This is a genomic window from Sedimentibacter sp. (assembly GCF_038562225.1).
Lineage (GTDB): Bacteria > Bacillota > Clostridia > Tissierellales > Sedimentibacteraceae > Sedimentibacter.
On sequence record NZ_JBCFAS010000003.1, the window covers coordinates 1 to 24,211 of the forward strand.

Annotated in this window: 30 protein-coding genes and 1 riboswitch; all 30 genes read left to right on the forward strand. The window is 34.9% G+C overall.

Going from position 1 to position 24,211, the window contains the following annotated elements; genetic code table 11:
* The first annotated feature begins 196 nt into the window (after window positions 1–196).
* The 30 genes from AAGU76_RS11840 to AAGU76_RS11985 all read left to right on the forward strand — a co-directional run bounded on the left by AAGU76_RS11840 (window position 197) and on the right by AAGU76_RS11985 (window position 24,205).
* Window positions 197–496: a hypothetical protein gene (locus tag AAGU76_RS11840; protein WP_342485715.1), complete on the forward strand. Its 300-nt coding sequence runs from the start codon at window positions 197–199 to the stop codon at window positions 494–496.
* A 194-nt stretch (window positions 497–690) separates the two neighbouring features.
* Window positions 691–1,377 (forward strand): hypothetical protein, encoded by a 687-nt coding sequence (locus tag AAGU76_RS11845; RefSeq protein WP_342485716.1) that lies wholly within the window; start codon window positions 691–693, stop codon window positions 1,375–1,377.
* A gap of 43 nt (window positions 1,378–1,420) precedes the next feature.
* The gene (locus AAGU76_RS11850; protein ID WP_342485717.1) at window positions 1,421–1,981 is read left to right on the forward strand and encodes a DUF1697 domain-containing protein; all 561 of its coding nucleotides are present in this window, start codon (window positions 1,421–1,423) and stop codon (window positions 1,979–1,981) included.
* Between the two features lie 113 nt (window positions 1,982–2,094).
* Window positions 2,095–3,144: a hypothetical protein gene (locus tag AAGU76_RS11855; protein WP_342485718.1), complete on the forward strand. Its 1,050-nt coding sequence runs from the start codon at window positions 2,095–2,097 to the stop codon at window positions 3,142–3,144.
* A 125-nt stretch (window positions 3,145–3,269) separates the two neighbouring features.
* Window positions 3,270–4,100: a peptide transporter gene (locus AAGU76_RS11860; RefSeq protein WP_342485719.1), complete on the forward strand. Its 831-nt coding sequence runs from the start codon at window positions 3,270–3,272 to the stop codon at window positions 4,098–4,100.
* A gap of 197 nt (window positions 4,101–4,297) precedes the next feature.
* Window positions 4,298–4,771 (forward strand): GNAT family N-acetyltransferase, encoded by a 474-nt coding sequence (locus tag AAGU76_RS11865; RefSeq protein ID WP_342485720.1) that lies wholly within the window; start codon window positions 4,298–4,300, stop codon window positions 4,769–4,771.
* Window positions 4,772–4,847: 76 nt separating this feature from the next.
* A complete protein-coding gene (locus AAGU76_RS11870; protein WP_342485721.1) occupies window positions 4,848–5,318 on the forward strand; it encodes an NUDIX domain-containing protein in 471 nt (156 codons plus the stop codon).
* 91 nt (window positions 5,319–5,409) lie between these two features.
* Window positions 5,410–5,958 carry a TIGR04104 family putative zinc finger protein gene (locus AAGU76_RS11875; RefSeq protein WP_342485722.1) on the forward strand — a complete coding sequence of 183 codons (549 nt, stop codon included), beginning with the start codon at window positions 5,410–5,412 and terminating at the stop codon, window positions 5,956–5,958.
* Window positions 5,959–5,994: 36 nt separating this feature from the next.
* On the forward strand, window positions 5,995–6,516 hold the full coding sequence (locus AAGU76_RS11880; protein WP_342485723.1) for a GNAT family N-acetyltransferase: 522 nt from the start codon (window positions 5,995–5,997) through the stop codon (window positions 6,514–6,516).
* A 55-nt stretch (window positions 6,517–6,571) separates the two neighbouring features.
* Window positions 6,572–7,021, forward strand: a complete 450-nt coding sequence (locus tag AAGU76_RS11885; protein WP_342485724.1) for a hypothetical protein — start codon at window positions 6,572–6,574, stop codon at window positions 7,019–7,021.
* A 212-nt stretch (window positions 7,022–7,233) separates the two neighbouring features.
* Window positions 7,234–7,431: a nucleic acid-binding protein gene (locus AAGU76_RS11890; protein ID WP_342485725.1), complete on the forward strand. Its 198-nt coding sequence runs from the start codon at window positions 7,234–7,236 to the stop codon at window positions 7,429–7,431.
* A gap of 73 nt (window positions 7,432–7,504) precedes the next feature.
* On the forward strand, window positions 7,505–8,383 hold the full coding sequence (locus AAGU76_RS11895) for a carbon-nitrogen hydrolase family protein (RefSeq protein WP_342485726.1): 879 nt from the start codon (window positions 7,505–7,507) through the stop codon (window positions 8,381–8,383).
* A gap of 300 nt (window positions 8,384–8,683) precedes the next feature.
* Window positions 8,684–8,917, forward strand: coding sequence for a hypothetical protein (locus AAGU76_RS11900; protein WP_342485727.1), 234 nt, complete (start codon window positions 8,684–8,686; stop codon window positions 8,915–8,917).
* Between the two features lie 105 nt (window positions 8,918–9,022).
* On the forward strand, window positions 9,023–9,166 hold the full coding sequence (locus AAGU76_RS11905; RefSeq protein WP_342485728.1) for a hypothetical protein: 144 nt from the start codon (window positions 9,023–9,025) through the stop codon (window positions 9,164–9,166).
* 108 nt (window positions 9,167–9,274) lie between these two features.
* On the forward strand, window positions 9,275–11,743 hold the full coding sequence (locus AAGU76_RS11910) for an ASKHA domain-containing protein (RefSeq protein ID WP_342485729.1): 2,469 nt from the start codon (window positions 9,275–9,277) through the stop codon (window positions 11,741–11,743).
* 407 nt (window positions 11,744–12,150) lie between these two features.
* A complete protein-coding gene (locus AAGU76_RS11915) occupies window positions 12,151–12,429 on the forward strand; it encodes an alcohol dehydrogenase catalytic domain-containing protein (protein ID WP_342485730.1) in 279 nt (92 codons plus the stop codon).
* 914 nt (window positions 12,430–13,343) lie between these two features.
* A complete protein-coding gene (locus AAGU76_RS11920; RefSeq protein ID WP_342485731.1) occupies window positions 13,344–13,958 on the forward strand; it encodes an HAD hydrolase-like protein in 615 nt (204 codons plus the stop codon).
* Window positions 13,959–14,066: 108 nt separating this feature from the next.
* Window positions 14,067–14,507, forward strand: a complete 441-nt coding sequence (locus AAGU76_RS11925; RefSeq protein ID WP_342485732.1) for a GNAT family N-acetyltransferase — start codon at window positions 14,067–14,069, stop codon at window positions 14,505–14,507.
* Window positions 14,508–14,548: 41 nt separating this feature from the next.
* On the forward strand, window positions 14,549–15,220 hold the full coding sequence (locus tag AAGU76_RS11930; RefSeq protein WP_342485733.1) for an HD domain-containing protein: 672 nt from the start codon (window positions 14,549–14,551) through the stop codon (window positions 15,218–15,220).
* Between the two features lie 51 nt (window positions 15,221–15,271).
* Window positions 15,272–15,805, forward strand: coding sequence for a GNAT family protein (locus AAGU76_RS11935; protein ID WP_342485734.1), 534 nt, complete (start codon window positions 15,272–15,274; stop codon window positions 15,803–15,805).
* A 27-nt stretch (window positions 15,806–15,832) separates the two neighbouring features.
* Window positions 15,833–16,585: a nucleoside phosphorylase gene (locus AAGU76_RS11940; protein ID WP_342485735.1), complete on the forward strand. Its 753-nt coding sequence runs from the start codon at window positions 15,833–15,835 to the stop codon at window positions 16,583–16,585.
* 39 nt (window positions 16,586–16,624) lie between these two features.
* Window positions 16,625–17,077, forward strand: a complete 453-nt coding sequence (gene def / locus AAGU76_RS11945; RefSeq protein ID WP_342485736.1) for a peptide deformylase — start codon at window positions 16,625–16,627, stop codon at window positions 17,075–17,077.
* Between the two features lie 44 nt (window positions 17,078–17,121).
* A complete protein-coding gene (locus AAGU76_RS11950) occupies window positions 17,122–17,358 on the forward strand; it encodes a DUF2164 domain-containing protein (RefSeq protein WP_342485737.1) in 237 nt (78 codons plus the stop codon).
* A 105-nt stretch (window positions 17,359–17,463) separates the two neighbouring features.
* Complete coding sequence (locus AAGU76_RS11955) at window positions 17,464–18,729, forward strand: TRAP transporter substrate-binding protein (RefSeq protein ID WP_342485738.1); 1,266 nt, start codon at window positions 17,464–17,466, stop codon at window positions 18,727–18,729.
* 402 nt (window positions 18,730–19,131) lie between these two features.
* On the forward strand, window positions 19,132–20,427 hold the full coding sequence (locus AAGU76_RS11960) for an MFS transporter (protein WP_342485739.1): 1,296 nt from the start codon (window positions 19,132–19,134) through the stop codon (window positions 20,425–20,427).
* Window positions 20,428–20,465: 38 nt separating this feature from the next.
* A complete protein-coding gene (locus AAGU76_RS11965; protein WP_342485740.1) occupies window positions 20,466–20,909 on the forward strand; it encodes a GNAT family N-acetyltransferase in 444 nt (147 codons plus the stop codon).
* A 32-nt stretch (window positions 20,910–20,941) separates the two neighbouring features.
* Window positions 20,942–21,481 (forward strand): cysteine hydrolase family protein, encoded by a 540-nt coding sequence (locus tag AAGU76_RS11970; protein ID WP_342485741.1) that lies wholly within the window; start codon window positions 20,942–20,944, stop codon window positions 21,479–21,481.
* A gap of 13 nt (window positions 21,482–21,494) precedes the next feature.
* Window positions 21,495–22,076, forward strand: a complete 582-nt coding sequence (locus AAGU76_RS11975) for a DJ-1/PfpI family protein (protein ID WP_342485742.1) — start codon at window positions 21,495–21,497, stop codon at window positions 22,074–22,076.
* A gap of 163 nt (window positions 22,077–22,239) precedes the next feature.
* Window positions 22,240–22,298, forward strand: a riboswitch (Fluoride riboswitch).
* 295 nt (window positions 22,299–22,593) lie between these two features.
* Window positions 22,594–23,790, forward strand: a complete 1,197-nt coding sequence (locus AAGU76_RS11980) for a cation:proton antiporter (RefSeq protein WP_342485743.1) — start codon at window positions 22,594–22,596, stop codon at window positions 23,788–23,790.
* Window positions 23,791–23,809: 19 nt separating this feature from the next.
* Entirely contained in the window at window positions 23,810–24,205 is a 396-nt protein-coding gene (locus tag AAGU76_RS11985) for a universal stress protein (RefSeq protein ID WP_342485744.1), read from the forward strand.
* Window positions 24,206–24,211 lie beyond the last annotated feature (6 nt).

Genomic DNA, 24,211 nt, shown 5'->3' on the forward strand with positions numbered 1-24,211 from the left:
TAGCTCCAATTGGCATTACTACAATATTAGGCAGAATTATTTTCTTTTTTACGTCAAGTTATAAAGGGTGGTATTTTCATATTTTGTCATTCATATTAATGATAACCGTGTATTATGCAGGCTATTGTGCTAAACTGAAAAGTAAAAGAGATTACAAATAAATTCTGCAGGGAAGATAAATTTAAGGAGGTCAGATATGAGCCTTAATATTAGCCCTAACATGAAAGCGGTGTTGATTATCTTTTGTGGCTTCTTTGCCATTGTACTTTTAGGCGTTGGATTACTCATGCGAAAATTTGATTTTTCTTGTATGTTTATCAATCCGTTTGGCTCAAAAGATGATGGATTATATGCGAGAGTTGGCTTCAAAGTCAAAAAAATTGCAGAAGATACTCCGGAAAACAGAAAAAAGTATTCTATGTGTCTAGGTAATTTCTTAATAATCTTTGCAATGATTTGGTTGTTAATTTCTGTTGCTTTTATTGTAAGTATTTAAATATAGTAGTGGTATCATTCCAGTATTGGCTCAACAAGAAAGTCGTGCAATATTGCTAAATGAGAAAGAAGTATTCTTGTTTAAATTTGAGTTTGCTTCTTTATCGGAACATAAAACTCTTTGGGTAACACTAGATGGGGTTAGAGTATACAAGTAGAATATAACATTGAATATTAAAATGGGGGAATAAGAGTATGGATTTAGTGTATAAGCATCCAAATATGGATTCAGTAGAAATAAGACAAGATGTTGTTTATAAAGTTAGTGATGAAAAGTTATTGAAGTTGGATGTTTATTACTCGAATAATACTGATGTGTCGAGTATTCCTACTGTTGTTGTAGTACACGGCAGTTCAACAATGGAAGATATTAAGGATATAAAACTTTTTCAATCATGGGGAAAAGTGCTGGCAGCATCTGGGTTTAATACAGTTGTATTTAATTGGAGACCTGAAGAATGTCCGGGTGATATAAAAGATCTTATTTATTTTCTTCTCGATAATTCAAATGATTTGAAATTAAATGTCAACAACTTAAATATTTTTGCTTTTTCTTCAGGCGTAGAAATAGGTGTTAAAAATATTATGGAAATAAATACTGGTTTTATTAATAAGATCATTGCTTATTACGGAAAACTAGATTCAAGTATAATAGATATGATTAACAAATCCTGTCTGCCAAAATTTTTAATTGCAATGGGATCTTTAGATGATGTTTATTCTTCTGATTGTAACGATAATTTTATTGAAGAAGTAAGAAATTTAGGATGTGAAGTTGAGTTTGTATTACATTCAAAAGGTGAACACGGTTTTGAAGTATTCAATGAAGGTGAAGAAACTAATAGAATTATTGACGATACAATTAAATTTATAAATAAATAGTCTGAAATCTAAATTAAAGAAATCGTTAAGGAGGGTTTACAACATGACTGTTTATATAGCATTGTTAAGAGGCATTAACGTAGGCGAAAAAAATATAATCAAGATGGCAGATTTAAAACGAGTATTTGAATCAATTGGTCTTTGTGAAGTGAAAACATATATTCAAAGCGGAAATGTTCTATTCAAATCGAATGAATCAGAGGAATCTTTGTGCAATAAAATTGAACATGAGATTGAAGCAGTCTTTAGGATTCCTGTAAAAGTAATTTTGAGGACGTCTATGGAGTTAGAACGGATTATTTCGAATTGCCCATTCTCGAAGGATGAAGTAACAGAAGCAGAGACCTTATCCGAAGTAGAGAGCCTGTATGTTGCATTATTGACACATAATCCTTTAAAAGAAAATCTTGAGTACATAGATGTTTATAGAAGTGAAAGTGATAAATATCATATTGCAGGGAGAGATATATATCTTTTATTCCATCATAGTATCCGAAATTCAAAGCTTGCTAATAATCTATATAAACTGAATGTTTCGACAACTGTTCGTAATTGGAAAACATTAAGCAAACTTGCTGCATTAGCAAAAACTATGGAGAATTAATTAAGATTGGAAGTGTTTATATGAAGGTAAAGAAGAATGCGAAATAATCATGATACATTATCGAAACAGCATTGCATCCGTTGAAAACGGAATCAGATTTTGGGGGTATGCTTTTGTATAAAAATAGTAAAATATTACTTATTGCTGTTATTATTAGTAATTTGACTTTATCAGCATGCAGCAGGAGTGAAACTGTAAATCAAAGTGTTGAGGAATATAAGATTCAAAATGAAAATTTGCAGTCAAAGGTAGATGAGTTAGAGGCAACAATACAAAATTATAAAGAAGCAGAAGCCAATGTTATCAAAGCAGAGGCTGATACTAAATCGGATTTTAGAGTACATGACATACTGCACATTAAAGAATTGAATGGAACATACTATATAGTCGTGTATATATCCGGTGACGAAACCGGTGGCGTGCAATTGTGGAAATACAACGGGAAATCTTTTGCTGCATTACTGGCAGAAGGGATTGATATTAATATTGAAATAAGGGATCCCTATTTGTATTGCACTGTTACAAAATGTATAGGGAAAGATGAGTACAAGGAAGAAGTTATCAAATTTGACTATGAAGGCAACAAAATTTTAATTTACGAAGGCAGGAATGTAGAAATCAGTGTCAGTCCTAACGGGGAATACTTTATTATTATAGAAAACCCATATTTTTTAAACAGGAATTCAGAAAGCGAAAGAAACTTAAAAATATTGGACAGGAATGATAAAGTAGTATTCGATGAAGCAATAGATTCTAAGATGGTCACAGATATAGAACCTTATGGGTGGAATGAGAATGAGTTTTGGGCCATGTTCAGATATGGACCAGGAATTCCTGAGCTTCTTATATTAAATGCAGATACTCATGAATATGAAGTAAGAGAAAACAAAGCAGATTTTGACGATCTTGATATAAATATGAAAAATGGCTGGATATGCTATAGCGACTTCCCATTATTTTTTGATATTGATTCTTATAATGAATTCAAGGAGAGCAAGAAAGATGTAACCCTATATCTATATAATCTATTTACAGATGAAAAGATATATATAGAAACTTCGATTTCTAAGGAGTTTATGCCTAGATGGGTTGATGAATACACATTTGAATATTCCGATCCGAATAGTGATCAAAGATTAAGATATACCTTGAAGGTTGACTAAAAAGATTATGAGATGGTAAAAGAAAAAGCCTTTTTCCACTAACATTAATGTGTCAACATACTTAGGAGGTATATCTATAACTAGATAATTATTATTTTTTAGGTTCAAATATGATGGGGGAATATATGAAAAATTTAATCAGAATTAGTGATTATTCAAAAGATGAAGTATATGAAATATTCAAAATTGCAGAAGAAATCCAAAACGGAAAATACACAGATTTTCTTAAAGGCAAATCTATTGTGATGTTCTTTCCTAGTTCAAGCATACGCACGAGAGTTACATATGAGAAGGGAATTTATCTGCTTGGTGGACAATCAGTTTTGTTCCCTTCGGAAACACTTGATAAAAAGGAAAATATCAAAGATGTTGTGGGATATCTCAATAACTGGGCAGATTGCATTATCGTAAGACATGGCAATATTGAACTTATTGAAAAAATGTCTAGATCATCTGCGGTTCCTATAATTAATGCTATGACAAGTGTTAATCATCCATGTGAGATATTGACGGATTTATATTCCTTATCCAAAATAAGGGATGATTACTTGAATGCAAAATATTTGTTTGTAGGGGCTAAAGGGAATATTGGAATGGCGTGGAAAGAGGCTTCTGATTTATTTGGTTTTGAACTGATACAGAGCTGCCCTATTGGATATGAGATTAATGGGGTTACTGTTGAGCATAATTTGAGAGAGGCTATTATAGGAAAAGATATCGTGTTAACTGATCCGATAAACAAGGATATACTTAAAGATTTTGTGAATCATCAAATTACGAAATCTTTGATGGATACTGCAAATCCAAATGCTCTGTTAAATCCATGCCCGCCATTTTATAGGGGTGAAGAAGTTTCCGCCGATGTTATTGACAGCCATTATTTTGTAGGATATGAGTTTAAGAAGCATTTGCTTGAAGTTCAACAAGCAATAATTATTTACAACATAAATAACTGAGAAAATGAGATATAAATTGAAGTTATACTAATCGCGATGTTTGGGCATAGTTCATCCACATGTATTTTATCATATGGTGTAATGGCTGATATAGATTGTGAGAATAATAGTTTTTTAATTCTTGAGTCAGGAGCAATTTAATTCAAAGCATGTACGTAATAGAAATATAAATAAAAGCCAGAGGAGCGGATTGTCAGGTGGAATTGAAGGGAGAAAAGATTATTTTAGTGCCATACACAATAGAAAGGTGTCATGAGTTTTATAAAGAATATGTTGCTGATCCTGCTATGACCTATGAAACATATACTTATGATTTTGAGGAGGTCAATAGATATTTTCAAGATAGAGTTTTAAATTCAAATAGGCTTTTCTTTGCAATATGCTATAATGACAAGACAGTTGGAGAAATCCAAATAAAGCAAATAGACATGGGGAAATTATGTGGTACTTTAGGTGTTCATTTAGTTAATGATTCATTTAAAGAAAAGGGATACGGAACAGAGGCTCAGCGACTATTAATTGACTATGCAATAAAAACATTAGGACTTAAGACCATTTATGCAGATGCAATACATAGAAATCATAGGAGCAAACACGTTTTAGAAAAGTTAGGATTTGAACATCTTTATAATGATGATGCTTTGGCCTATTACAAATTTAGTGTTAAATAATTTCATTTGTAATTTTTAAATATTGTGATGCAATAAAATTATACAAATAGGGCGGAATAATAATAGGAGATTGAAAATGGAAGTTAAATTTTACAATCATGTAGATGATAGCTTGTTGAAATTTGCAGTTATTGCTGCTAAATATAAAGGGAAATGGGTATTCTGCAAACATAAAGATCGGGATACATATGAAATTGCAGGTGGTCACAGAGAAGATAATGAGAGCATTATAGATACTGCTAAAAGAGAATTATATGAAGAAACTGGAGCATGTGAATTTGACCTTAAGCCTGTAAGTGTTTATTCTGTTACAGGCAGGAACAGAGTTAATTCAAGTGGTGAAGAAACGTATGGAATGCTATATTATGCCGATATAAAAGCAATGGAAGAGTTACCTGATTCAGAAATAGAAAAGGTATATCTATTCGATAGATTGCCAACGGAGTTGACATACCCACTTATTCAGCCTATTTTAACTAGTAAAGTTCAAAAAGTAATCTTTGAAAACCATACGAGCAACTGTTTTTTTGAGGAAGAAAATTATTAATTATTATAATTCATATGATTAGCAATATAAAATAGCACAAGATTCTAGTATATGCATTGGAAGGATAATATGTTTCTTGGGGGATTAATATATGCAAAAATGCAAAATATGCACTTATAAATTTAAATACAAAGACATTTTAAAATCAATATGGGTGAATGGATATTCTCCAATAGTATGCAATAAATGTGATGCCAAACATTATGTTAATTGGTCAACAAGGTTAATTCTCAGCTTATCTATATTTGCTCCATTGTTCATTATGAACTATGTAAGACTAAGTGATAATCACTTTTTTAACTTTTCTATAATACATTATTTGATATGGATTTTTGCAATTATATGCATAACACCTTTTTTCGCTAGATATCACACTGTAGCTGCTGATGAACAAGACGATGAAACAAAAGCATTATTAACTTCAAATTTAAATAGCATAGAGGCTGAAATAATTATATCGATTCTTGAATCGTATGAAATACCCTATTTTAAAATTTCGAGAATAATACATCCAATGGAAATTTTTACGGGAACTAACCACTTAGATATATATGTTCAACCTCATATGCTTCAAGTGGCTAGAGAATTATTAAATCCTTATAACATAGATTCCAATAATGATGATGAGAATAATAATTGACATATATACAAAATTATGTGAATCGGAGGGGAGAATATGAAAGAAGGATTAAGGTTAATAAAACCTAGTGTCAGTTTAAAAAATGAGTATTCAGACATGATATTAGAATGGGAAAAAACAGGAGAGGAACTCATTCCCTGGAGTTTGAATCTTGATTCAGCCGATTTTCATTTAATGATTGAAAGTTTGAATGGATACAGTAAAGGCATAGGATTACCAGATGGATATGTAGAGTGTTCAACCTATTGGCTGGTAAATAAAAATAATAGAATTTTAGGGGCAATAGACATCAGACACAGACTAAATGAATTTTTATTATTTAGGGGTGGGCATATAGGTTATGGAATACGACCAAGTGAGAGAAAGAAAGGATATGCTTGTATAATGCTATCTTTAGCGTTGAAGGAATGTGAAATTATTGGAATATCTAACGTGTTGATAACTTGTTTGAAAAGTAATATAGGTTCGGCTAAAACAATAATAAAAAACCGAGGGGTACTTGAATCTGAAGATATCGATAACGGGGAAATTTTTCAAAGATATTGGATTGAACTATAGTAGAGTTGTTAAATAATTTAGTTCGCAATAACATTCTTAGGGGGAAGATTTGCATATGAAATTTGATGAAGAGTCAGTAGAAACTTATTTAAGAAAATGGCAAGATATTTTAAGATTAAGAGATTGGGATATTAAATATGAGATGATTGCTACAGAATGGCGAAAAACCGGTGATATTAAGATTGATGTGGCAGACAGAAAAGCTATATTAATGATAAACAATTACAATCCAAAACAAACTAATTTAGAGGCATTAGTTATACATGAGTTACTTCATTTAAAATTATGGGGAATGGACCAAATGACTGAACAACTTATTTACTCTGTTTTTGGACAAGATGAAAACGATCCTAAATTTGATTTTGCTTATAATCAATTTATGAATACATTAGAGTCTACGGTTGAGGATTTATCAAAGAGTTTCTTAATATTAGGTGGCGAAAATAAAGGTATTTCATTTGGTAGAGTTGAGCAACAGGTAATAGATGAGTTACGTGAAAAATAAGAATAATTAAAGGTGGCATTTAGTTTTTATTGATGGGTATTGACTTGGTAAGCAACGTTTTGGCATGATAATTTTCGATTGTCACAAAGGGGAAATAAAATCCCATCATAATAATAAAAAAGAAGCATTATTAGTAATTACCATTGTATCAGTCTGGAATATGCAACAAGATTATCAATATACGATAAAAAGCAAAATGGAGGTGAGTATATATGAGAAATTGTCATCGTTGTGATGTTGAAATGGTTGAGGGATTTGATGTAAAGATTGAAGGGGGAGGATACGGCATTAAAATTTCTGATGGTACAGGAATATTTGCAAGAAGAATTGAAAAGCCTAAAGTTGCAATTTGTCCTAAATGTGGTGAAATTTCATTATATATTGAAAATGTTGAAGATATCTCTAAGTAATGAAGCTGCACCTACATTGTCGTATCATGGCAGTATTTATAATCCAAAATAGGAGTTTGAAAGGAAACTACATATGAAAAATCTGAAAGTAGCCCTATTGCAGGTTATGCCTGAAGATACTTTAGAAGGCAACATGCAAAAAGGATTGGGATGCTGTAGAAAATCTAAGACAATGGGTGCAGACATTGTGTTGTTTCCTGAAATGTGGAGTGTTGGCTATAACATTCCTGAAGACATTGCTGAATTGAAAGCGAGCGCTGTATCTGCTGACAGTTTGTTTGTTAGTTCATTTGGTAAACTTGCAAAGGAACTCAATATAGCTATCGGAATAACATTTCTTGAAAAGTACGATCCGTTACCAAGGAACACACTCTGCCTTTTTGATCGATTTGGCAACAATGTACTTACATACGCAAAGGTACATACCTGTGATTTTGGCGATGAATGCCGATTAACAGCAGGTAATGATTTTTATGTTACTGATTTAGATACTGCTCAAGGCAATGTAAAAATCGGTGCAATGGTTTGCTATGACAGAGAATTTCCGGAAAGTGCAAGAATTCTTATGCTAAAAGGCTCTGAGATTATTTTAGTTCCAAATGCTTGCCCTATGGAGATAAATCGCATCTCACAGTTGAGGGCAAGAGCATATGAGAATATGGTTGGTATTGCAACGGTAAATTATCCAATAGGCAAGCCTGATTGCAACGGTCATTCTTCTGCATTTGATGGGATTGCGTACAAGCCCCATGACTATGGTTCAAGAGATACGCTTATTATTGAAGCCGGTGAACGAGAGGGAATTTATATAGCTGACTTTCCTATCGATGAAATCAGAGAGTATAGAAACCGTGAAGTACATGGAAATGCATATCGCCATCCACAGAAATACAAATTGCTTATTTCTGAAAGTATTGAAGAGCCATTCATTAGAAAGGATTACAGAAAGTAGAATAATTTGCCATATTTAAATTGAATACGTTTTTTTGTGGTATAATAATATATATATCAGATAAGGGAGTGGTAAGAATGGTACTTGGTATAACTCTTGCAATCTCTGCACTTACGGGCATAGCCTATGGAATAATTAAGAAAAACAAATTTTGTTAATAGGCTCTGCATTGGTTTTGATTATGATTATTGCTGTATGAATATATTTTTATAATAACCCTTATTAAAGGTTATGTTATAAAATGCTGATTTGCTATGGTTGTTCAGATTATTGAAAAATATAGAATTTTGGGGAGGGTGTATGAGATATTTTAGGGATGTTGATTCGGGAAACATTGTAAGGAAAAAAGAAGATAAATTTCAGCTGGAATATATTCAGAAAAATTATTTAATATGGCAGGAAACAACAGCAGATTCTTCTTATGAAAGAGAATTTTATTTAGGGGAAGGTAATACCTGCTTGTTTGACATAACCCATGAAGAAGCTCAGAAAATATTAAATTCATGGGGATATAAAGAAGATATTGAGCAATGAGCGGATGCAGGTTAAGACTAAAGGTGTAATTTAAAATATTATTGGCACATATATTGCATATTATCTCTTTATATTTTTATTAACATTTTTAAGGAGATAATACGTATGAGTAGAATTTTAAAAAGTCCATCTAAATATGTTCAGGGCGATGGTGTAATGTTGAATTTTGATAAATACTTAGAGGGTATGGGTAGTAGGGCGTTTATTATTATAAGCACATCTGGATATTTTAACAATAAAAATTATTGAAATTATATTATTATAAATATATTAGTTTTAATATATGTTTTTTTAGATAAAGGCAGTTTTTAAAAAGGCTAAATTTAATAAAATAATATAAATATTTATGGAGTAGAAATGAAAATTTTTGACGATATAAAATTAGAAATCGAAGAAAAAAGGGTTTTGCATCTATTGGGGTATAAGGACAGGATACCGGATGATGATATATTAGATTGTATAAGAACAGAAATTTCAAAATGCAGTACTTATTTAAATCCTGCAGTTTACTATAAATATATTAATGTTAATTGTGTGGCAGATGATTACGTATTGCTTGAAAACAATGTTAAATTTAAAGGTGAATTTATTTCTGCCAAACTTAAAGATTGCAACAAAATAATTGTGGTTATAACTACATTGGGGCAAAAGGTTAACCAGGTAATTGAAGAGGCCTTTAGTGACGGAGATTATCTAAAAGCCATGATAATAGATAATATAAGCACTGAAGCAATTGGGTATGTCAATAAACTTTTTTGGAATGAAATTGTAGATAATATTAAAAGTTCCAACATTGGTTTAACCCAAACATTATCGCCGGGAGATACACAATGGGAGTTACAGGAACAGGGGAAAATTTTCGCATGTATGGGCGATGATTTCAAAGAAGTAAAATTAACAGAATCATTTTTGATGCTCCCTTCAAAATCAACTGCAGCCGTATACGGTTTTGGAGAGAATATCGGAATTGCAAAAAAGGAACATATTTGTTCTGAATGCACCATGAAGCATTGTGCATTCAGAAGCGACGGAAAAATTCCTCTTATTGTTAATTTAAATGGTTCAAAAGAAGTTATAGATGTAAAAAAAGGAGAAAATCTTCTCCGTGTTTTGCAAGAAAATAAAATATTTATAAACAGTCCATGCAATGGAAAAGGTACATGTGGAAAATGCAAGGTAAGAGTGATTAAAGGAATCAAAAAAGAATCCAATCTCGATGAAAATCATCTTCATAAAGAAGAAATACAAATTGGCTACAGGTTGTCATGCGGGATTAACGTGGATGAAAAAATGGAAATAATTATAAATGCAGCAGATAATGATATGGAGGTTATGACTGATGGAATCGCAGAAATAGAAGATATTAGCCCTATTATTCGAAAAATTCATTGCCAAATCAGTCCTGCTTCTTTAGAAGACCAAAGGGATGATTTTTTAAGGCTTAAGGATTCTATAAACATTAAACACTTAAGTATTGATTTGCTGCAATTAAGGAATTTAAGCAAAAAATTAAGAGAATTTAATTTTAATATTACCGCCGTATTAAATGACAATAAATTGCTCTTAATAGAGAAAAATGATACTGTAAAAGAGTTTTACGGTATTGCTGTTGATATTGGAACAACCACCATTGCTGTTTATTTGATGAATTTAACTGATGGTAAAACAATTGATGTAATATCTGAAATAAACAATCAAAAAAATTATGGAGCGGATGTTGTTTCAAGAATTTTTTACACTACTGAAAATAAAGAAGGATCCAAAATTCTAAAGGATGTTATAATATCTCAGCTTAATTCCATGATAGAATATATTTGCAATAAGAATAACATTGAGACAGAAAAAGTATATGATGTTTGTATAGTTGGAAACACAACAATGATTCATTTACTGCTAGGACTTCCCTGTGAAAATATTGCTATGGCACCTTATATTCCTGTCACTAACAGTTCCATGGAATTTGAGTCCCGGGAAGTAGGTTTAATAACAAACGGAATTATAAGCATTGTTCCTGGAATATCTGCATTTGTGGGAAGTGACATAACCGCAGGTATTCTAACCTGTGGAATGCTTGATACAGAAAAATATAGTTTGCTCCTTGACATAGGAACAAACGGAGAAATGGCACTCGGAAATAAAATGGAGGTAATAACATGCTCTACTGCAGCAGGGCCTGCTTTTGAAGGCGCCAATATAAAGCATGGAGTAGGCGGCATAAGCGGGGCCATTTGTAAAATAGACTTGTCCAAAGACAAGATTTATGAAACGATTGGAAATAAAAAGCCCATTGGAATATGCGGCTCAGGAGTTTTAGATATGGTTGCTCAAATGCTTAATTATGATTTAATGGATGAAACGGGCAGAATCACAGATTTGGACGATGAAGAATTAAGTGATAATATAATTGAGATTAATGGAATAAAACAATTTGTAGTTGCTCAGCTGGACGATAATGAACAAATAACATTTTCTCAAAAGGATGTAAGAGAAGTTCAACTTGCCAAATCTGCCATAAGTGCAGGGATTAAAATACTTCTCAAGGAAAAAAACCTAACATATGATGATATTGATACATTGTATTTAGCAGGAGGCTTTGGAAATTATATGGACAAGGAAAGTGCTGCTGCAATTGGACTCATTCCAAAGGAACTGAAACATAAGATTAAAAATATAGGCAACAGTGCAGGAAGCGGAGCAAAAGCATATTTGATGTCAAAAAAGTTAAGAGAAAAAGCTGAAGAACTAAAAGCAAGAACTGATTATTTAGAGCTTTCATCAAATCATGATTTTCAGGATTTCTTTATTGAGGGAATGATGTTTGAATAAACTTCAAACAGATACATTGTGCTGCAGAATCAGATTTAAGTTTTTATAATTTGTTGACTTCTTATGTATTTACGATAAAAAAATCCACTGACAATTTAGTTCAGTGGATTTTTTGCGTGAAACATATATATGGCTTAGAAAATTCTTCTTGCAAATCAGGGGATAAAAGACCTGCGACCGGTTCAGCTATTACTACACCGTTTGCACCGACTTCTTTATAGGCTTGGACGTTTATGGAACATAAAGGTCGACTGGATTTAATAAGAGATGCATTGGAAAAAATAGGAGGTAATGCAGTGCCGTGTTTTTTAACTCCTGGGGATATCTATATATGTAAGAAAGAAAAAGATAATATAAATATTTCCAGAAAAAGCATATAATAAAAATTTCTTTAGAGAGGTATGAAAATGAAGTTACTAAAAATTTGTGAACCCGGCAAGCTTGAAATTTACGATGACTATATACCCGAATTACAAAGTGAAGATGAAGTTTTAATTGAGATTCATTACGGCGGTATATGCAAATCCGATTTAGAGTTGTTAAAAGGAACACATCCCCATTTAGTAAATAAGAATGCTGTTTTTCCCATAGTATCTGGGCATGCGTGGTCGGGTGTAATAGTGAGAATAGGTAAAAATGTTGAGGTTTTTATAGTAGGGGACAGGATTGTAGGTGATGAAGTTTAGGTTGCGGCTGTTGTGAAATGTGTAAAACTGGTCGTTTTAATTTATGTCCTAGCAGAGAGGTTATTGGATCATTTAGAAACAGACAAGGTTCCTTCGCACAATATTTGCGAACGCATAAGAGGAGCATTTATAAAATACCTGCATCTATAACTATGCAAGAGGCGGCAACTATAGAACCGGCTGCAACTGCTGCTTATGCCGTAAAAAAATCAAAAGTAAATTTGGAGATAAGGTACTAATCATAGGCGATGGTCCAATTGGTCTGTTTATGGTTTAAATGGCAAAAGCCTTTGGAGCAAGTTTAGTTGCACTGATAGGCAGCTGGCCGGAAAAATTACAAATAGCTGAAAACACAGGTGCTGATTTTACAGTTAGTTATAGGGGCGGCGATGCAGTTCCCCAAATAAGAAAGTTTATGAAGGACAAAACTTTTGTACAATCTTGTAAGTATTTAGCTTGTTCATAAGTAAAAACATGCCAGTTATTTTTGTGAAATCAGAGTAAAAAATGTAATAAGTTTTTATTTCGTTTAACAAATTGAAACACAAATTAACAGTTTCAGTTAAACGTTACAAAGCATTTGCTAATTTTTAAGACCTTCATGCTGTAATGATAAGTATAAAGTGTTAATGCATGAGGGGCTGCATGGGTAAACATACTTAGGATTGGCGCTAATAGAAGAACTTTAAATATGCGCACATTTTTTAATTTGAATTTGGAAAATATATGGAAATATGTACGAACCAGGTATATAATGTAATAAGTGTTTAATATGGTAATACAGTTAGTAATCTTACAAAACTATGTCAGGTGATATAAAGATATAAGAAATATCTTTATATGCAGTTATTGTATATATTGCGTCTCACTGAATAGATGCAGAAATATTATTTATAAAAAGGAAGTAAAGTAATATGATTAAAGCAATACTATTTGATTTTGATGGTGTACTGACTACTGATGCAACCGGTTCCCTGTCCATATGCAATTACATCTGTAAGAAGGCGGGCCTTGACGTAAAACTATTTGAGAATGAGTATTACAAGTATAACAATGATCTGTTGTACGGTAAAACCAGTCATGAAGAAATTTGGCAGAAACTGTGTGAAGAGCTGAATACCCCCATAGACATGAATATACTTCGTGAGTCCTTTATCAACACACCTATTGACAGGCGGATGTTATCAATCGTCAAAGACCTCAGATGGCAGAAGTATAAAACAGGCATGGTAACTGACAACAAAAAGGACCGTATGGACGATATTTTAAAGCATTATGGCTTGAATAAAGTTTTTGATTCAGTGGCAGTTTCGGCTGAAGTGGGTTCCGGCAAGGATTATGATGATATATTTATAAAAGCTATAAAAGACCTGGATGTAAAGGCTGATGAATGTATTTTTATTGATAATCAGGAAAAGAATCTTTTTATACCCAAAAGAATGGGAATGAAAGCCATTTACTTCGACCATGAAAAAAGAAATTATGGAAAATTAATTAATGATTTTAAAAGTCTGTCAATAATATTATAATATATATCAGAAAGCCTGTTATTAAGCATTTATAGACAGGCTATAAATTTATTTTAAAATTTTAATTATCTATAATGAGAATATATTATTTAAGAAAAGGAGCAAGAGATGAATGTAAGATTAATGAATGAAAATGACTATGATGACATCTATCAAATATGGATTAACACTCCTGGGATGGGATTGAACAACTTGGATGACTCCAGGGAAGGCATTGCGAAATTTTTAAGAAGAAATCCAACTACCTGTTTCGTGGCTGAGGATAACGGAAAACTGATAGGAGTCATCATCAGCGGCAATGACGGTAGAAGGGGATACATTTATCATGCGGCGGTTGTGGCGGTAGAGAGAGAAAAAGGCGTTGGAACTGCTTTGCTTAATGCTTCTTTAGAGGCACTGAAACATGAAGGCATTAATAAAGTGGCATTAGTTGTGTTTTCTAAAAACGAAACAGGAAACAAGTTTTGGGAAAGCCAAGAGTTTATCAAACGGGACGATTTAATATACAGAAACAAATCATTAACTGACATTCAAAGGATTGACACCTGATACATAACATCTAATCATCAAGAAAGGTAAATGAAAATACAATGAAGAATGACATAAAACATAATGAAATATTGAAAATAGTAAAAAACAAATTGACGTGTTCGGCACACAATCTGGATCACGTGATGAGGGTTTACAATGTGTGCCTGATGATAGCGGAATATGAGGATAATGTTGATTTGGACATATTGATACCAGCTGCATTGCTTCATGATATTGCGAGAGTGGAAGAAAGTGAAGACAATACAGGGGTAATAGACCACGCTGTTTTAGGCAGTGAAATTGCAGGAGGCATACTAACGGACTTAGGTTATGATGAGGAAATGGTAGGAAAAATAAAACACTGCATTTCATCACACAGGTTCAGAACAGGAAATGAACCGCAGACAATAGAAGCCAGGATACTATTCGATTCCGACAAACTGGACTCAATCGGTGCTGTGGGCATAGCAAGGACTTTCATGCTTGGTGGACAATGCGGACAAAGTCTGGAGTCAAACAATTCAATCAGCGATTACCTTTGTGAAAACACCGCTGAAAACGGAAGGATAAAGGATATGTCAAAGCATAATCCCATAATTGAGTATGAAGTCAAATTGAAAAACATTCCGGACAAGCTGTATACCAAAAAAGCTAAAGAAATCGGTGCTGAAAGAATTGAGTTTATGGATACATTTTTCAACAGGTTAAAAAATGAATTGGAGTGCAGGTGATTAGTAAAGCGTGAGAGCCGAAAGTAATAGATGATAATAGGAGGGAATAAAATGAGAGATATAATGATAAACGGAGAAAAGTTAATAATCAGAAGGTCAAAAAAATCTGACGCAAAGGACTTGGTTGATTACATCAATTCCGTGGCAGGGGAAACGGATTACTTGTCATTTGGGGTGGGAGAATTCGGCATGACTGTTCAGCAGGAAGAAGATTTTATTGAGAATACGTCAAAAAAAGAAAATGCATTGTCTTTGATCGCAGAAATAAACGGGAAAGTAGTAGCGAACTTAAATTTTTCCGGCGGAGCAAGAAGAAGGGTTTCTCATGTAGGAGAATTCGGCATAAGTGTTCAGAAGGAATATTGGGGACACGGCATAGGGGAAGAGCTTATTAGGTACTTGATAGACTGGTGCAAAAGTTCAGGAACAATCAGAAAAATAAATTTGAGAGCCAGAACGGACAATGCCAGGGGAATCAGGCTATATAAGAAACTGGGCTTTGAAGAGGAAGGCGTATTGAAAAGGGACCTGATGGTAGATGGTATATTTTATGATTCTTTGTGCATGGGATTGCTGATTGACTGATTTGAAAATTTATAGGGGGAGGATTTTATGAGCATACTGGATTCGTTTGACAATGATAGCGAAGAGATTTTAAAACCAAGTCATGTTACCGAAAGGATAGAAGATTTTCCTGAAGTCGTTGTTGCTACCTTTAGTGACAGGGTAATGAACCTGGTGAAAAATATGGACGGAGCAGTCCAGATAAGCCATATGGCGGCTGGATACACAATACCCATATATAAGGTAAACTACATGGGCAATGATGTGGCAGTATATCAGACAATTCTTGGAGGGGCAGGTTCGGCTGGTTTGCTGGAAGAGGTTATAGCAAAGGGCGGCAGGAAGTTTGTGTTTTTCGGTTCCTGCGGAACGCTGGATTTGGGCATTGCTGCAGGCCATTTTATTATACCGGTTGCTGCTTATAGGGATGAGGGGACCAGCTACCACTATGCGCCATCAGGTGACTTTATCGAAGTGCTGACTGCAGATAAGCTTGCAGGTATATTTCAGCAGTTGGACATTCCCTATATTAAGACCAAGACCTGGACGACGGACGCGCTGTACAGAGAAACCAGGAAAAACATGATGAAAAGAAAATCAGAGGGGTGTCTTGCTGTTGACATGGAATGTGCATCTATTATGGCTGTGAGCCAATTTAGAAATGTTGAACTGTATCAATTCCTGTACGCCGAGGACACGTTGGACGGAATGGAATGGGATTCCCGCACCATGGGGAAGGTAAGCAGCAGCACGTTTGAAAACTACCTGAAAACAGCTCTGCAGGTTGCAATCAGAGTGTAAAAACAATCATAAAATAAAGTGTGAAAGGAATGTGTATTTGTGGCATTAAGACAAATAAGGCTGTTTGATGATGAAATATTGAGAAAAAAATGCAGGGAAGTAGAAACTGTTGACGATAGGATAAGACAAATATTAAATGATATGGCTGACACAATGTACAATACCGAAAACGGAGGAGGCCTTGCAGGCCCGCAGGTAGGCATATTGAAGCGGTTAGTTGTCATAGATATGGGGCAGGGACTCATTAAGTTAGTAAATCCTAAGATAATTAATCAGGAAGGTACTCAGGAAGTCGTTGAAGGATGCTTAAGCATTCCGAATAAGTGGGGCAAGGTTATAAGGCCGGCAAAAGTAACCGTACAGGCATTGAATGAAAATGGAGATGAAATCGTACTGATAGGTACAGGCGATTTGGCAAAATGCTTCTGTCATGAGATTGACCATTTGGAAGGAATACTTTTTACTGATTTGGTTACCGAATATGTAAGATAGTTTACTCCAAAAACATTGCAATATAAGTTAAACAGGAGATTATTATGAGCAAAAAAAACAAAATTGAAATACCTAAAGAAAAAAGAGAAGAGATGATTTCAAAAATCAAAAATTATTTTCTGAATGAAAGGGATGAAGAGTTAGGTGATTTGGCATCCATAATGATTTTTGATTTCATAACGGAGGAGCTGGCAGCAGAGTTTTACAATCAGGGAGTATATGATTCTTACAAGTACATGAATGACATATGTGAAGATTTATTGTCTATTCAGAAATATTGATTAATGTCGCCATAAAATGCATATTTCAATTTCTGTCTTTCTGAATATTATAATAGCAGTTAAATACAACAAAAGGATGTGTTGTTATTGTATTGCCGTGATTATATGTATTCGAAGGATAGAGCTTTCATATTAAGCTCTGATATTTTTATAAAAAATAAAATTCAAAAAGGGCTTTTTGAAGTCAAGGTTTTTTCTGCGGACGGAACTCCTGTGGATTATGCAAATATAAGGGTGTGGCCTTATGGGAACAATGAATACAGTTTAGGCATAGATGCATCAGGATATTATCCTGTTCAGGTAAATGTGCAGTTTTATCCCGGTTATGTTAACAAATTAAATGTCAGTTTAATTCCTGTGATTTTAGAAGACCGGGGATTAAAACCTGACCAGCTTCTGCCGGGGAACACACAAGTTTTCCAAAACAGATCAGAATTGCCTGATGATGAAGTAAGAGAGTTTACCATGTCTCTGGGTATGGTCACCCCGATGGGGTCGCCGTCTTATCTTTATGCTGAGAAATTTGCGGAAGAGGTAAACATTTTAAGTAATGGCAGAATAAAGATAGATATAAATACTGAAGGTAAGCTGGGAACAGACAGGCAGATGCTTCAAAACATTCTGAGTGACGGCAATATTGATTTAATTGTTCAAACCACCCCGCCTCAGGTTGATTTTATGCCTAAGTTGTCTATTTTTGATATTCCTATGAGATACACTGAATATGATGACTTGCGAAAAGTAATAAACGATCCGGAATTCTATGAAAGAATAAGCGACGTATACAAAAGCGGCGGCTATAAGCTCCTTGGATTTGCCGATCCGTTTTTCAGGCAGCTTACAACAAACAAGGAAATACAAGACATAGAGGATTTCAATGGAATAAGCTTAAGAACAATTCAAAATAAAAATCATGAGGAGTTTTGGAGACTGCTTGGAGCGAGATTAGTGCCTCTGCCTGTCAGTGAAATATATCCGTCATTACAGCAGGGATTCATAGATTCTGCAGATAATCCCTTTGAAAACATAATTGCTTTAAAGCTGTATGAGCAACAACAGTATTTTATAATAACCAGACATTTACCGCATCTGGTAAATCTCATAACCAGCGAAAAGTATTACAACAGCCTGAGCTTAGCTGAGAAAGCAATACTTGAAAAAGCTGCCGCCAATGCTACAGCATACTTGCGTGAAACATCAGAAGAAAGCTTGGAGGAAAGAAGAAAAATACTTATTGACAAGGGTATGACACTGCTGGAGCTCCCTGAAGAAACAAAGCAAGCAATGAGGCTTAAGGCTATGCCGGTATATGAGAGAATTCGGGAGATAGTCGATGATGATTATTTAATAAATTTATATCTGGGAAATTGAAATGAATCATTATGAAAGCTTTGTGACGGATTCCTTCTTTGATTTGAAAGTTATAAGATATAAGCAGGAATCTGTTTTTTTATATGCGAGGACGTAGGTTCCCCTAGCGGAGTTGCGAAGCAACTTTTTATTCTGACAGTGTTATAAAAATCATCTTTATGGATGGAAAAATATTCAAATATAGTATATAATGTAAGGCAAGGATTACATAAGTGACTGCAGTAAATATGGGAAGTGAGGTGGTAGAATGCAGTGTCATTTAGTTATTGATTTAAGCAAATTACTCTGTACAAAATCTGGTGACCGGACGAAGTTTGTACAGAGAAAATATTAAGCAGTCGTCCGCATCGGGTTTTGTACCTTTGGGATTATTTCTAAAAATAGCTTATAAGGAGAAAACCGATGGAAGACAATAGATTTAAAAGTTTTATAGTGTTTTGGATCAGCCAGTCAATATCACAACTAGGCAGCGGAATGACCAGTTTTGCATTGATAATATGGATTTACAAGCAGACGAATTCCGCAATGTCAGTATCATTAATGACATTTTTTTTGTATTTGCCGTATATAGCAATCAGTATTTTTGCAGGACCGTTCATAGATTCTCACCGAAAAAAGAACATCATGCTATTTTCGGATTCCATTGCAGCCATATGCTCGATGGCGGTTTTAATTTTGCTTTTGAGCGGAAATTTAAGAATCAGCCATATATACATTGTCAATGGAATTATTGGATTTATGAATGCGTTTCAATCACCTGCAGAAACTGTGGCAATAGGAATAATTGTGCCAAAAGAAAATTATGCGAAGGCAAATGGAATGAGATCTTTTTCAGAGTCACTGCTCATGGTGTTTGCTCCGATGATGGCCGGAGCTGTAAGCTCAATTTTTGGTCTGAAGGGGGTAATACTAATTGATTTGATTACATTCATCTTTGCCTTTGTGGTACTGTTGTTTTTTGTTTCTGTTCCTGAGACGTTGGAGAAGACAAAGGAAAAACACAACAGCGCATTTTCCGGATGGAAAGAAGGAATGATGTTTCTGGCAAATCATAAGGGAATCATGTACCTCATCATAAGCATGGCATTTATGAACTTCTTTTCAAGGCTTACTTATGAAAACATCTTATCGCCTATGATACTTGCCAGGAGCGGAGGAAACGACGCGGTATTCGGGTTGGTCAACGGAATCATAGGAGTAGGAGGAATAATAGGCGGGTTGATTGTTTCATTCAATAAAATAACAAATGATAATCTGAAGCTGATTTATTACTCGGCTGCAATTTCATTTTTATTCGGCGACTTGCTGATGGGAATTGGCAGGTCGGGCCTGTCATGGAGCATAGCAGCATTTGCTGCAAGCTTTCCAATACCGTTTATCAGTGTGGGACAGAATGTAATTCTGTACAATTACATACCGCAGCATATGCAGGGAAGGGTTTTTGCCGTAAGAAATGCGGTTCAGTTCTGCGCAATTCCTGCTGGAATACTGCTGGGTGGATTTTTGGCGGATTATGTTTTTGAACCATTTATGAGTTCCGGCAATGCAGGAGCAATGTTTCTTCAAAAAATAGTGGGAGCCGGGGCAGGCAGCGGAATGGCCGTTATGTTTCTATGCACCGGAACGTTAGGATTCCTGACGAGTGTTTTGTGGTACAGAAATAAAAATATCAGGAGTTTGGGAAACAGTTCGAAATAAGCAATAAAGTCAATAATCTTAAAAGTGTGGGAGGAAACATGCTTAACTTTAGAGACATACCCGTTGGTGAAGTTTCAATTATTAAGGGATTATGGGAAAAAAACAGGAAATATCATGAGGACATTTCAGAATATTTTGGTGATCTTTATTCAGATTTGGTTTTTGAAGACAGAATGAATCCATTCAGCTCATTTGACAGGGAGCATATAAAGATTACTGTTGTTGAAGATGCCGACATGATGCTGGGTTATTCCATCTCTACTTTTGAAGAAGACGAAGGATGCATTCATTCCCTTCATGTTGCTGAAGGTGTACGCGGAACAGGAATAGGGAAAAGTCTGATGAACAGCCATATAAGCTGGCTTAAAAAAAGCGGCTGTAAAAATATTTCCATTACGGTAGCTGTCGAAAACAAAAATACCATTCAGTTTTATAAAAAATTGGGGTTCAAATCAAACACTCTAGAGATGAGATTGAATTAGACTACTATATTGATCAGCGAAAGGATAAAAAGATGAGCAAAAGTGTTTTAATGGTTGTAGATGTTCAAACAGCATTGATTAAAGAGCATCCATACAATGAACATAATGTAATCGGCAACATTTCAAAACTGATTTCCGCGGCGAGAAGAAGCGGCATGGAAGTGCTGTATGTTCAGCATGATGACGGACAAGGATCTGAATTGGAGTATGGTACCGAAGGATGGCAGATTTATCCCGCAGCAGCTCCCGTAATGGATGAGAAGGTCTTCAGCAAGAAGTACAACAGTGCATTTCATAAGACAGAATTGAAGGAATACCTGGACAGCAGGAACATTGACACCATCATACTGACTGGACTGCAGACAGAGTATTGCATGGATGCAACCTGCAAAGGCGCCTTCGACTGTGGATACAGGGTAATCATTCCGGAAGAAACAAACACGACTTTTGATAATGATTACCTTTCAGGAGAGAAGCTGTATGAGTTTTTTAATTACAAAATCTGGAATAATCGTTTTGCCAATGTCATGATGATTGACGCTGTTTTGAAAATCATAGAGGAAAAACAATAACAAAGGGGGAACCATGGATATAAACATTTTATTGTTTGACGGATTCGAGACATTAGATGCCTTCGGGCCGGTAGAGATATTGAGCAAGGTTGGACAATATGAGTTAAATTACTATTCTATAAACGGTGGCACTGTTGTCAGTGCTCAAAACACTTCGATAATAACCAAGAGCATCAAGGACGCTTGCAAAGAAGGCATATTGGTTGTCCCTGGTGGAAGAGGAACAAGAACTTTGGTTAATGACATGTCATTTATTGAAATGTTAAAGAATGCATCAGAGCAATCATGCTATTGCCTATCCGTATGTACAGGTTCAGCATTGCTGGCAGCAACAGGATTGCTTAATGGAAGGAAAGCCACATCTAACAAAAAGGCTTTTGACTGGGTGACATCAATCAATTCAAATGTCGATTGGATTAGGAATGCAAGATGGGTAGTTGACGGAAAATACTATACATCATCAGGTGTTTCAGCCGGAATGGATATGGCTTTGGGATTTATAAAAGACTGCTTCAGCGAAAAAGAGGCAGTGGAAATAGCTAACCATATAGAATACATCTGGAATTCTGACTGCAATAAAGACATGTTTACATAAAGAATAAATATGTACATCTTTTCACTAAGCAAATCGTTATTACTGCTTTGAAAATTTCTAATGTGATGGAAAACAGCTGGTATATTTATGTGCGGCAAAACAAATTAATCTTGTAATAATATTGCTGAAATGTTATACTTTAAGCAATGCGAAATAACTTAATATGTTAAATGGCGATGGAGTTCGCCCTTAAATGCATAAGCTGATGACTCCTACAAATGTTTTTTTCATTTGTAGGATTTTTTGTTAGCTTATGTTTTCTTGAATTTATAATTAGTTATTAGTTGAGGAGGAGAAATATGATTTATACTCATGAAGTGGAAAGTATGTGCTGCATTTCCAAGGACCAAAGCATGGTCCTGTGTAATGATGTCAGTGAAGGCGTAGCTGTGGAAGAGGCTATGATATAGCCTGAAAAAAATCATGTATTACCAGAGTCATAGTTATATTCTTGAAGGCATAATTCAATGATTCTGAAGCATTACATAATAACTTACATTACAATCAGGAGGTAGTTATGCTAACAAGTTTAGCTTTGATATTTTTAATAGGAATGCTGATGGGTTCGGTTTTTAAAAAAATGAAACTGCCAAGTCTTTTGGGGATGCTTTTGACAGGAATTGTGCTTGGTCCGCATGTTCTTAATTTGTTGGATAGTTCAATACTTGGAATATCAGCTGAGCTGCGCAAGCTGGCGCTGATAATAATTCTTGCAAGAGCAGGGCTGTCCCTGGATGTGAAGGATCTAATCAAGGTGGGAAGGCCGGCTTTTCTCATGTGCTTTGTTCCTGCCTGCTTTGAAATAATAGGAATGATTGTGCTGGCACCAAGACTATTGGGAGTTTCAATCCTTGATGCAGCAATAATGGGAGCTGTGGTGGGAGCTGTATCTCCGGCTGTGGTTGTTCCGAAGATGCTTAATCTCATGGAAAATGGCTATGGCACTGACAAGAGTATTCCTCAGCTTATACTAGCCGGAGCATCTGTTGATGATGTGTTTGTCATAGTAATGTTTACTTCATTTACAGGCTTGGCCATGGGAGAAAATATTTCTGCATCCAGTTTCCTTGAGATTCCGGCATCAATTGTTCTGGGGCTTGTTGGAGGAGTCGTTGTGGGACTTATAGTTCTGGAATTGTTTAAGAGGTTTCACATGAGGGACTCAAACAAGGTCATTGTTATGCTGAGCATTGCTTTTATGCTGGTTGCTGCTGAAAGCAAACTGACAGGCATTTTGCCGTTTTCGGGATTGCTGGCAGTGATGAGCATGGGTGTTATTATTCAAAAGTACAATCAGAATCTTGCAGAACGTGTTTCCTCAAAATTTTCAAAACTGTGGGTTGCTGCCGAGTTGATATTATTTGTCCTTGTAGGTGCTGCCGTTGACATTAAGTATGCTGCCGCTGCCGGAATCAGTTCAATATTGCTCATTGCAGGAGTGTTGATTTTCAGAATGATCGGAGTTTATTTCTGTTTGCTTAAGACTCAGCTGTCAAATAAGGAACGCCTTTTCTGCATGATTGCATATACCCCTAAGGCAACCGTCCAGGCGGCAATCGGTTCAGTTCCTCTTGCAAGGGGCCTTTCGTGCGGCCAAATAGTTCTTACTGTTGCTGTAATAGCAATACTTATTACTGCTCCGCTGGGTGCCTTTGGAATAGATATGACCCATAAGAAACTGCTGTATCATAATTCAAACCATAAAGTCATATAAGAATAGAGAGGAGATAAGCATGAAACAAATTCTATTGCCTATTGACGGCAGCAAAAGGAGTATTAAATCCATTGATTTGGTAAAAACACTTTACAAACCAGATCAGGTTGATGTTTCCATAATTCTCGTCAAGGAAGATGACGGAATAAGATCGGAATCAGATTACAAGCAATTGAAAGAAGAAATAATGCCGTTCTTGGATGAGGTTGCCGGAAAACTTGAAGAGTTCAATGTAACAAAACATTTCAGAGTAGGAGATGCCGGTGAAGAAATATTGAAATTTGCAGAATCTGATGAAACGGACATTATAATAATGACAAAATCGACACGTAAAGGGTGGACACAAATGATAGGCTCAGTCACCACCCATGTAGTGAAATATGCTAAGTGCATTGTCATGATAATACCGGAATAATATTTT

Bases quoted from the DNA above. Each gene is read 5' to 3' on its own strand.
- AAGU76_RS11840 (WP_342485715.1), top strand. From the start codon at position 197: ATGAGCCTTAATATTAGCCCTAACATGAAAGCGGTGTTGATTATCTTT.
- AAGU76_RS11845 (WP_342485716.1), top strand. From the start codon at position 691: ATGGATTTAGTGTATAAGCATCCAAATATGGATTCAGTAGAAATAAGA.
- AAGU76_RS11850 (WP_342485717.1), top strand. From the start codon at position 1,421: ATGACTGTTTATATAGCATTGTTAAGAGGCATTAACGTAGGCGAAAAA.
- AAGU76_RS11860 (WP_342485719.1), top strand. From the start codon at position 3,270: ATGAAAAATTTAATCAGAATTAGTGATTATTCAAAAGATGAAGTATAT.
- AAGU76_RS11870 (WP_342485721.1), top strand. From the start codon at position 4,848: ATGGAAGTTAAATTTTACAATCATGTAGATGATAGCTTGTTGAAATTT.
- AAGU76_RS11875 (WP_342485722.1), top strand. From the start codon at position 5,410: ATGCAAAAATGCAAAATATGCACTTATAAATTTAAATACAAAGACATT.
- AAGU76_RS11880 (WP_342485723.1), top strand. From the start codon at position 5,995: ATGAAAGAAGGATTAAGGTTAATAAAACCTAGTGTCAGTTTAAAAAAT.
- AAGU76_RS11885 (WP_342485724.1), top strand. From the start codon at position 6,572: ATGAAATTTGATGAAGAGTCAGTAGAAACTTATTTAAGAAAATGGCAA.
- AAGU76_RS11890 (WP_342485725.1), top strand. From the start codon at position 7,234: ATGAGAAATTGTCATCGTTGTGATGTTGAAATGGTTGAGGGATTTGAT.
- AAGU76_RS11895 (WP_342485726.1), top strand. From the start codon at position 7,505: ATGAAAAATCTGAAAGTAGCCCTATTGCAGGTTATGCCTGAAGATACT.
- AAGU76_RS11900 (WP_342485727.1), top strand. From the start codon at position 8,684: ATGAGATATTTTAGGGATGTTGATTCGGGAAACATTGTAAGGAAAAAA.
- AAGU76_RS11905 (WP_342485728.1), top strand. From the start codon at position 9,023: ATGAGTAGAATTTTAAAAAGTCCATCTAAATATGTTCAGGGCGATGGT.
- AAGU76_RS11910 (WP_342485729.1), top strand. From the start codon at position 9,275: ATGAAAATTTTTGACGATATAAAATTAGAAATCGAAGAAAAAAGGGTT.
- AAGU76_RS11915 (WP_342485730.1), top strand. From the start codon at position 12,151: ATGAAGTTACTAAAAATTTGTGAACCCGGCAAGCTTGAAATTTACGAT.
- AAGU76_RS11920 (WP_342485731.1), top strand. From the start codon at position 13,344: ATGATTAAAGCAATACTATTTGATTTTGATGGTGTACTGACTACTGAT.
- AAGU76_RS11925 (WP_342485732.1), top strand. From the start codon at position 14,067: ATGAATGTAAGATTAATGAATGAAAATGACTATGATGACATCTATCAA.
- AAGU76_RS11930 (WP_342485733.1), top strand. From the start codon at position 14,549: ATGAAGAATGACATAAAACATAATGAAATATTGAAAATAGTAAAAAAC.
- AAGU76_RS11935 (WP_342485734.1), top strand. From the start codon at position 15,272: ATGAGAGATATAATGATAAACGGAGAAAAGTTAATAATCAGAAGGTCA.
- AAGU76_RS11940 (WP_342485735.1), top strand. From the start codon at position 15,833: ATGAGCATACTGGATTCGTTTGACAATGATAGCGAAGAGATTTTAAAA.
- AAGU76_RS11950 (WP_342485737.1), top strand. From the start codon at position 17,122: ATGAGCAAAAAAAACAAAATTGAAATACCTAAAGAAAAAAGAGAAGAG.
- AAGU76_RS11955 (WP_342485738.1), top strand. From the start codon at position 17,464: ATGTATTCGAAGGATAGAGCTTTCATATTAAGCTCTGATATTTTTATA.
- AAGU76_RS11960 (WP_342485739.1), top strand. From the start codon at position 19,132: ATGGAAGACAATAGATTTAAAAGTTTTATAGTGTTTTGGATCAGCCAG.
- AAGU76_RS11965 (WP_342485740.1), top strand. From the start codon at position 20,466: ATGCTTAACTTTAGAGACATACCCGTTGGTGAAGTTTCAATTATTAAG.
- AAGU76_RS11970 (WP_342485741.1), top strand. From the start codon at position 20,942: ATGAGCAAAAGTGTTTTAATGGTTGTAGATGTTCAAACAGCATTGATT.
- AAGU76_RS11975 (WP_342485742.1), top strand. From the start codon at position 21,495: ATGGATATAAACATTTTATTGTTTGACGGATTCGAGACATTAGATGCC.
- AAGU76_RS11980 (WP_342485743.1), top strand. From the start codon at position 22,594: ATGCTAACAAGTTTAGCTTTGATATTTTTAATAGGAATGCTGATGGGT.
- AAGU76_RS11985 (WP_342485744.1), top strand. From the start codon at position 23,810: ATGAAACAAATTCTATTGCCTATTGACGGCAGCAAAAGGAGTATTAAA.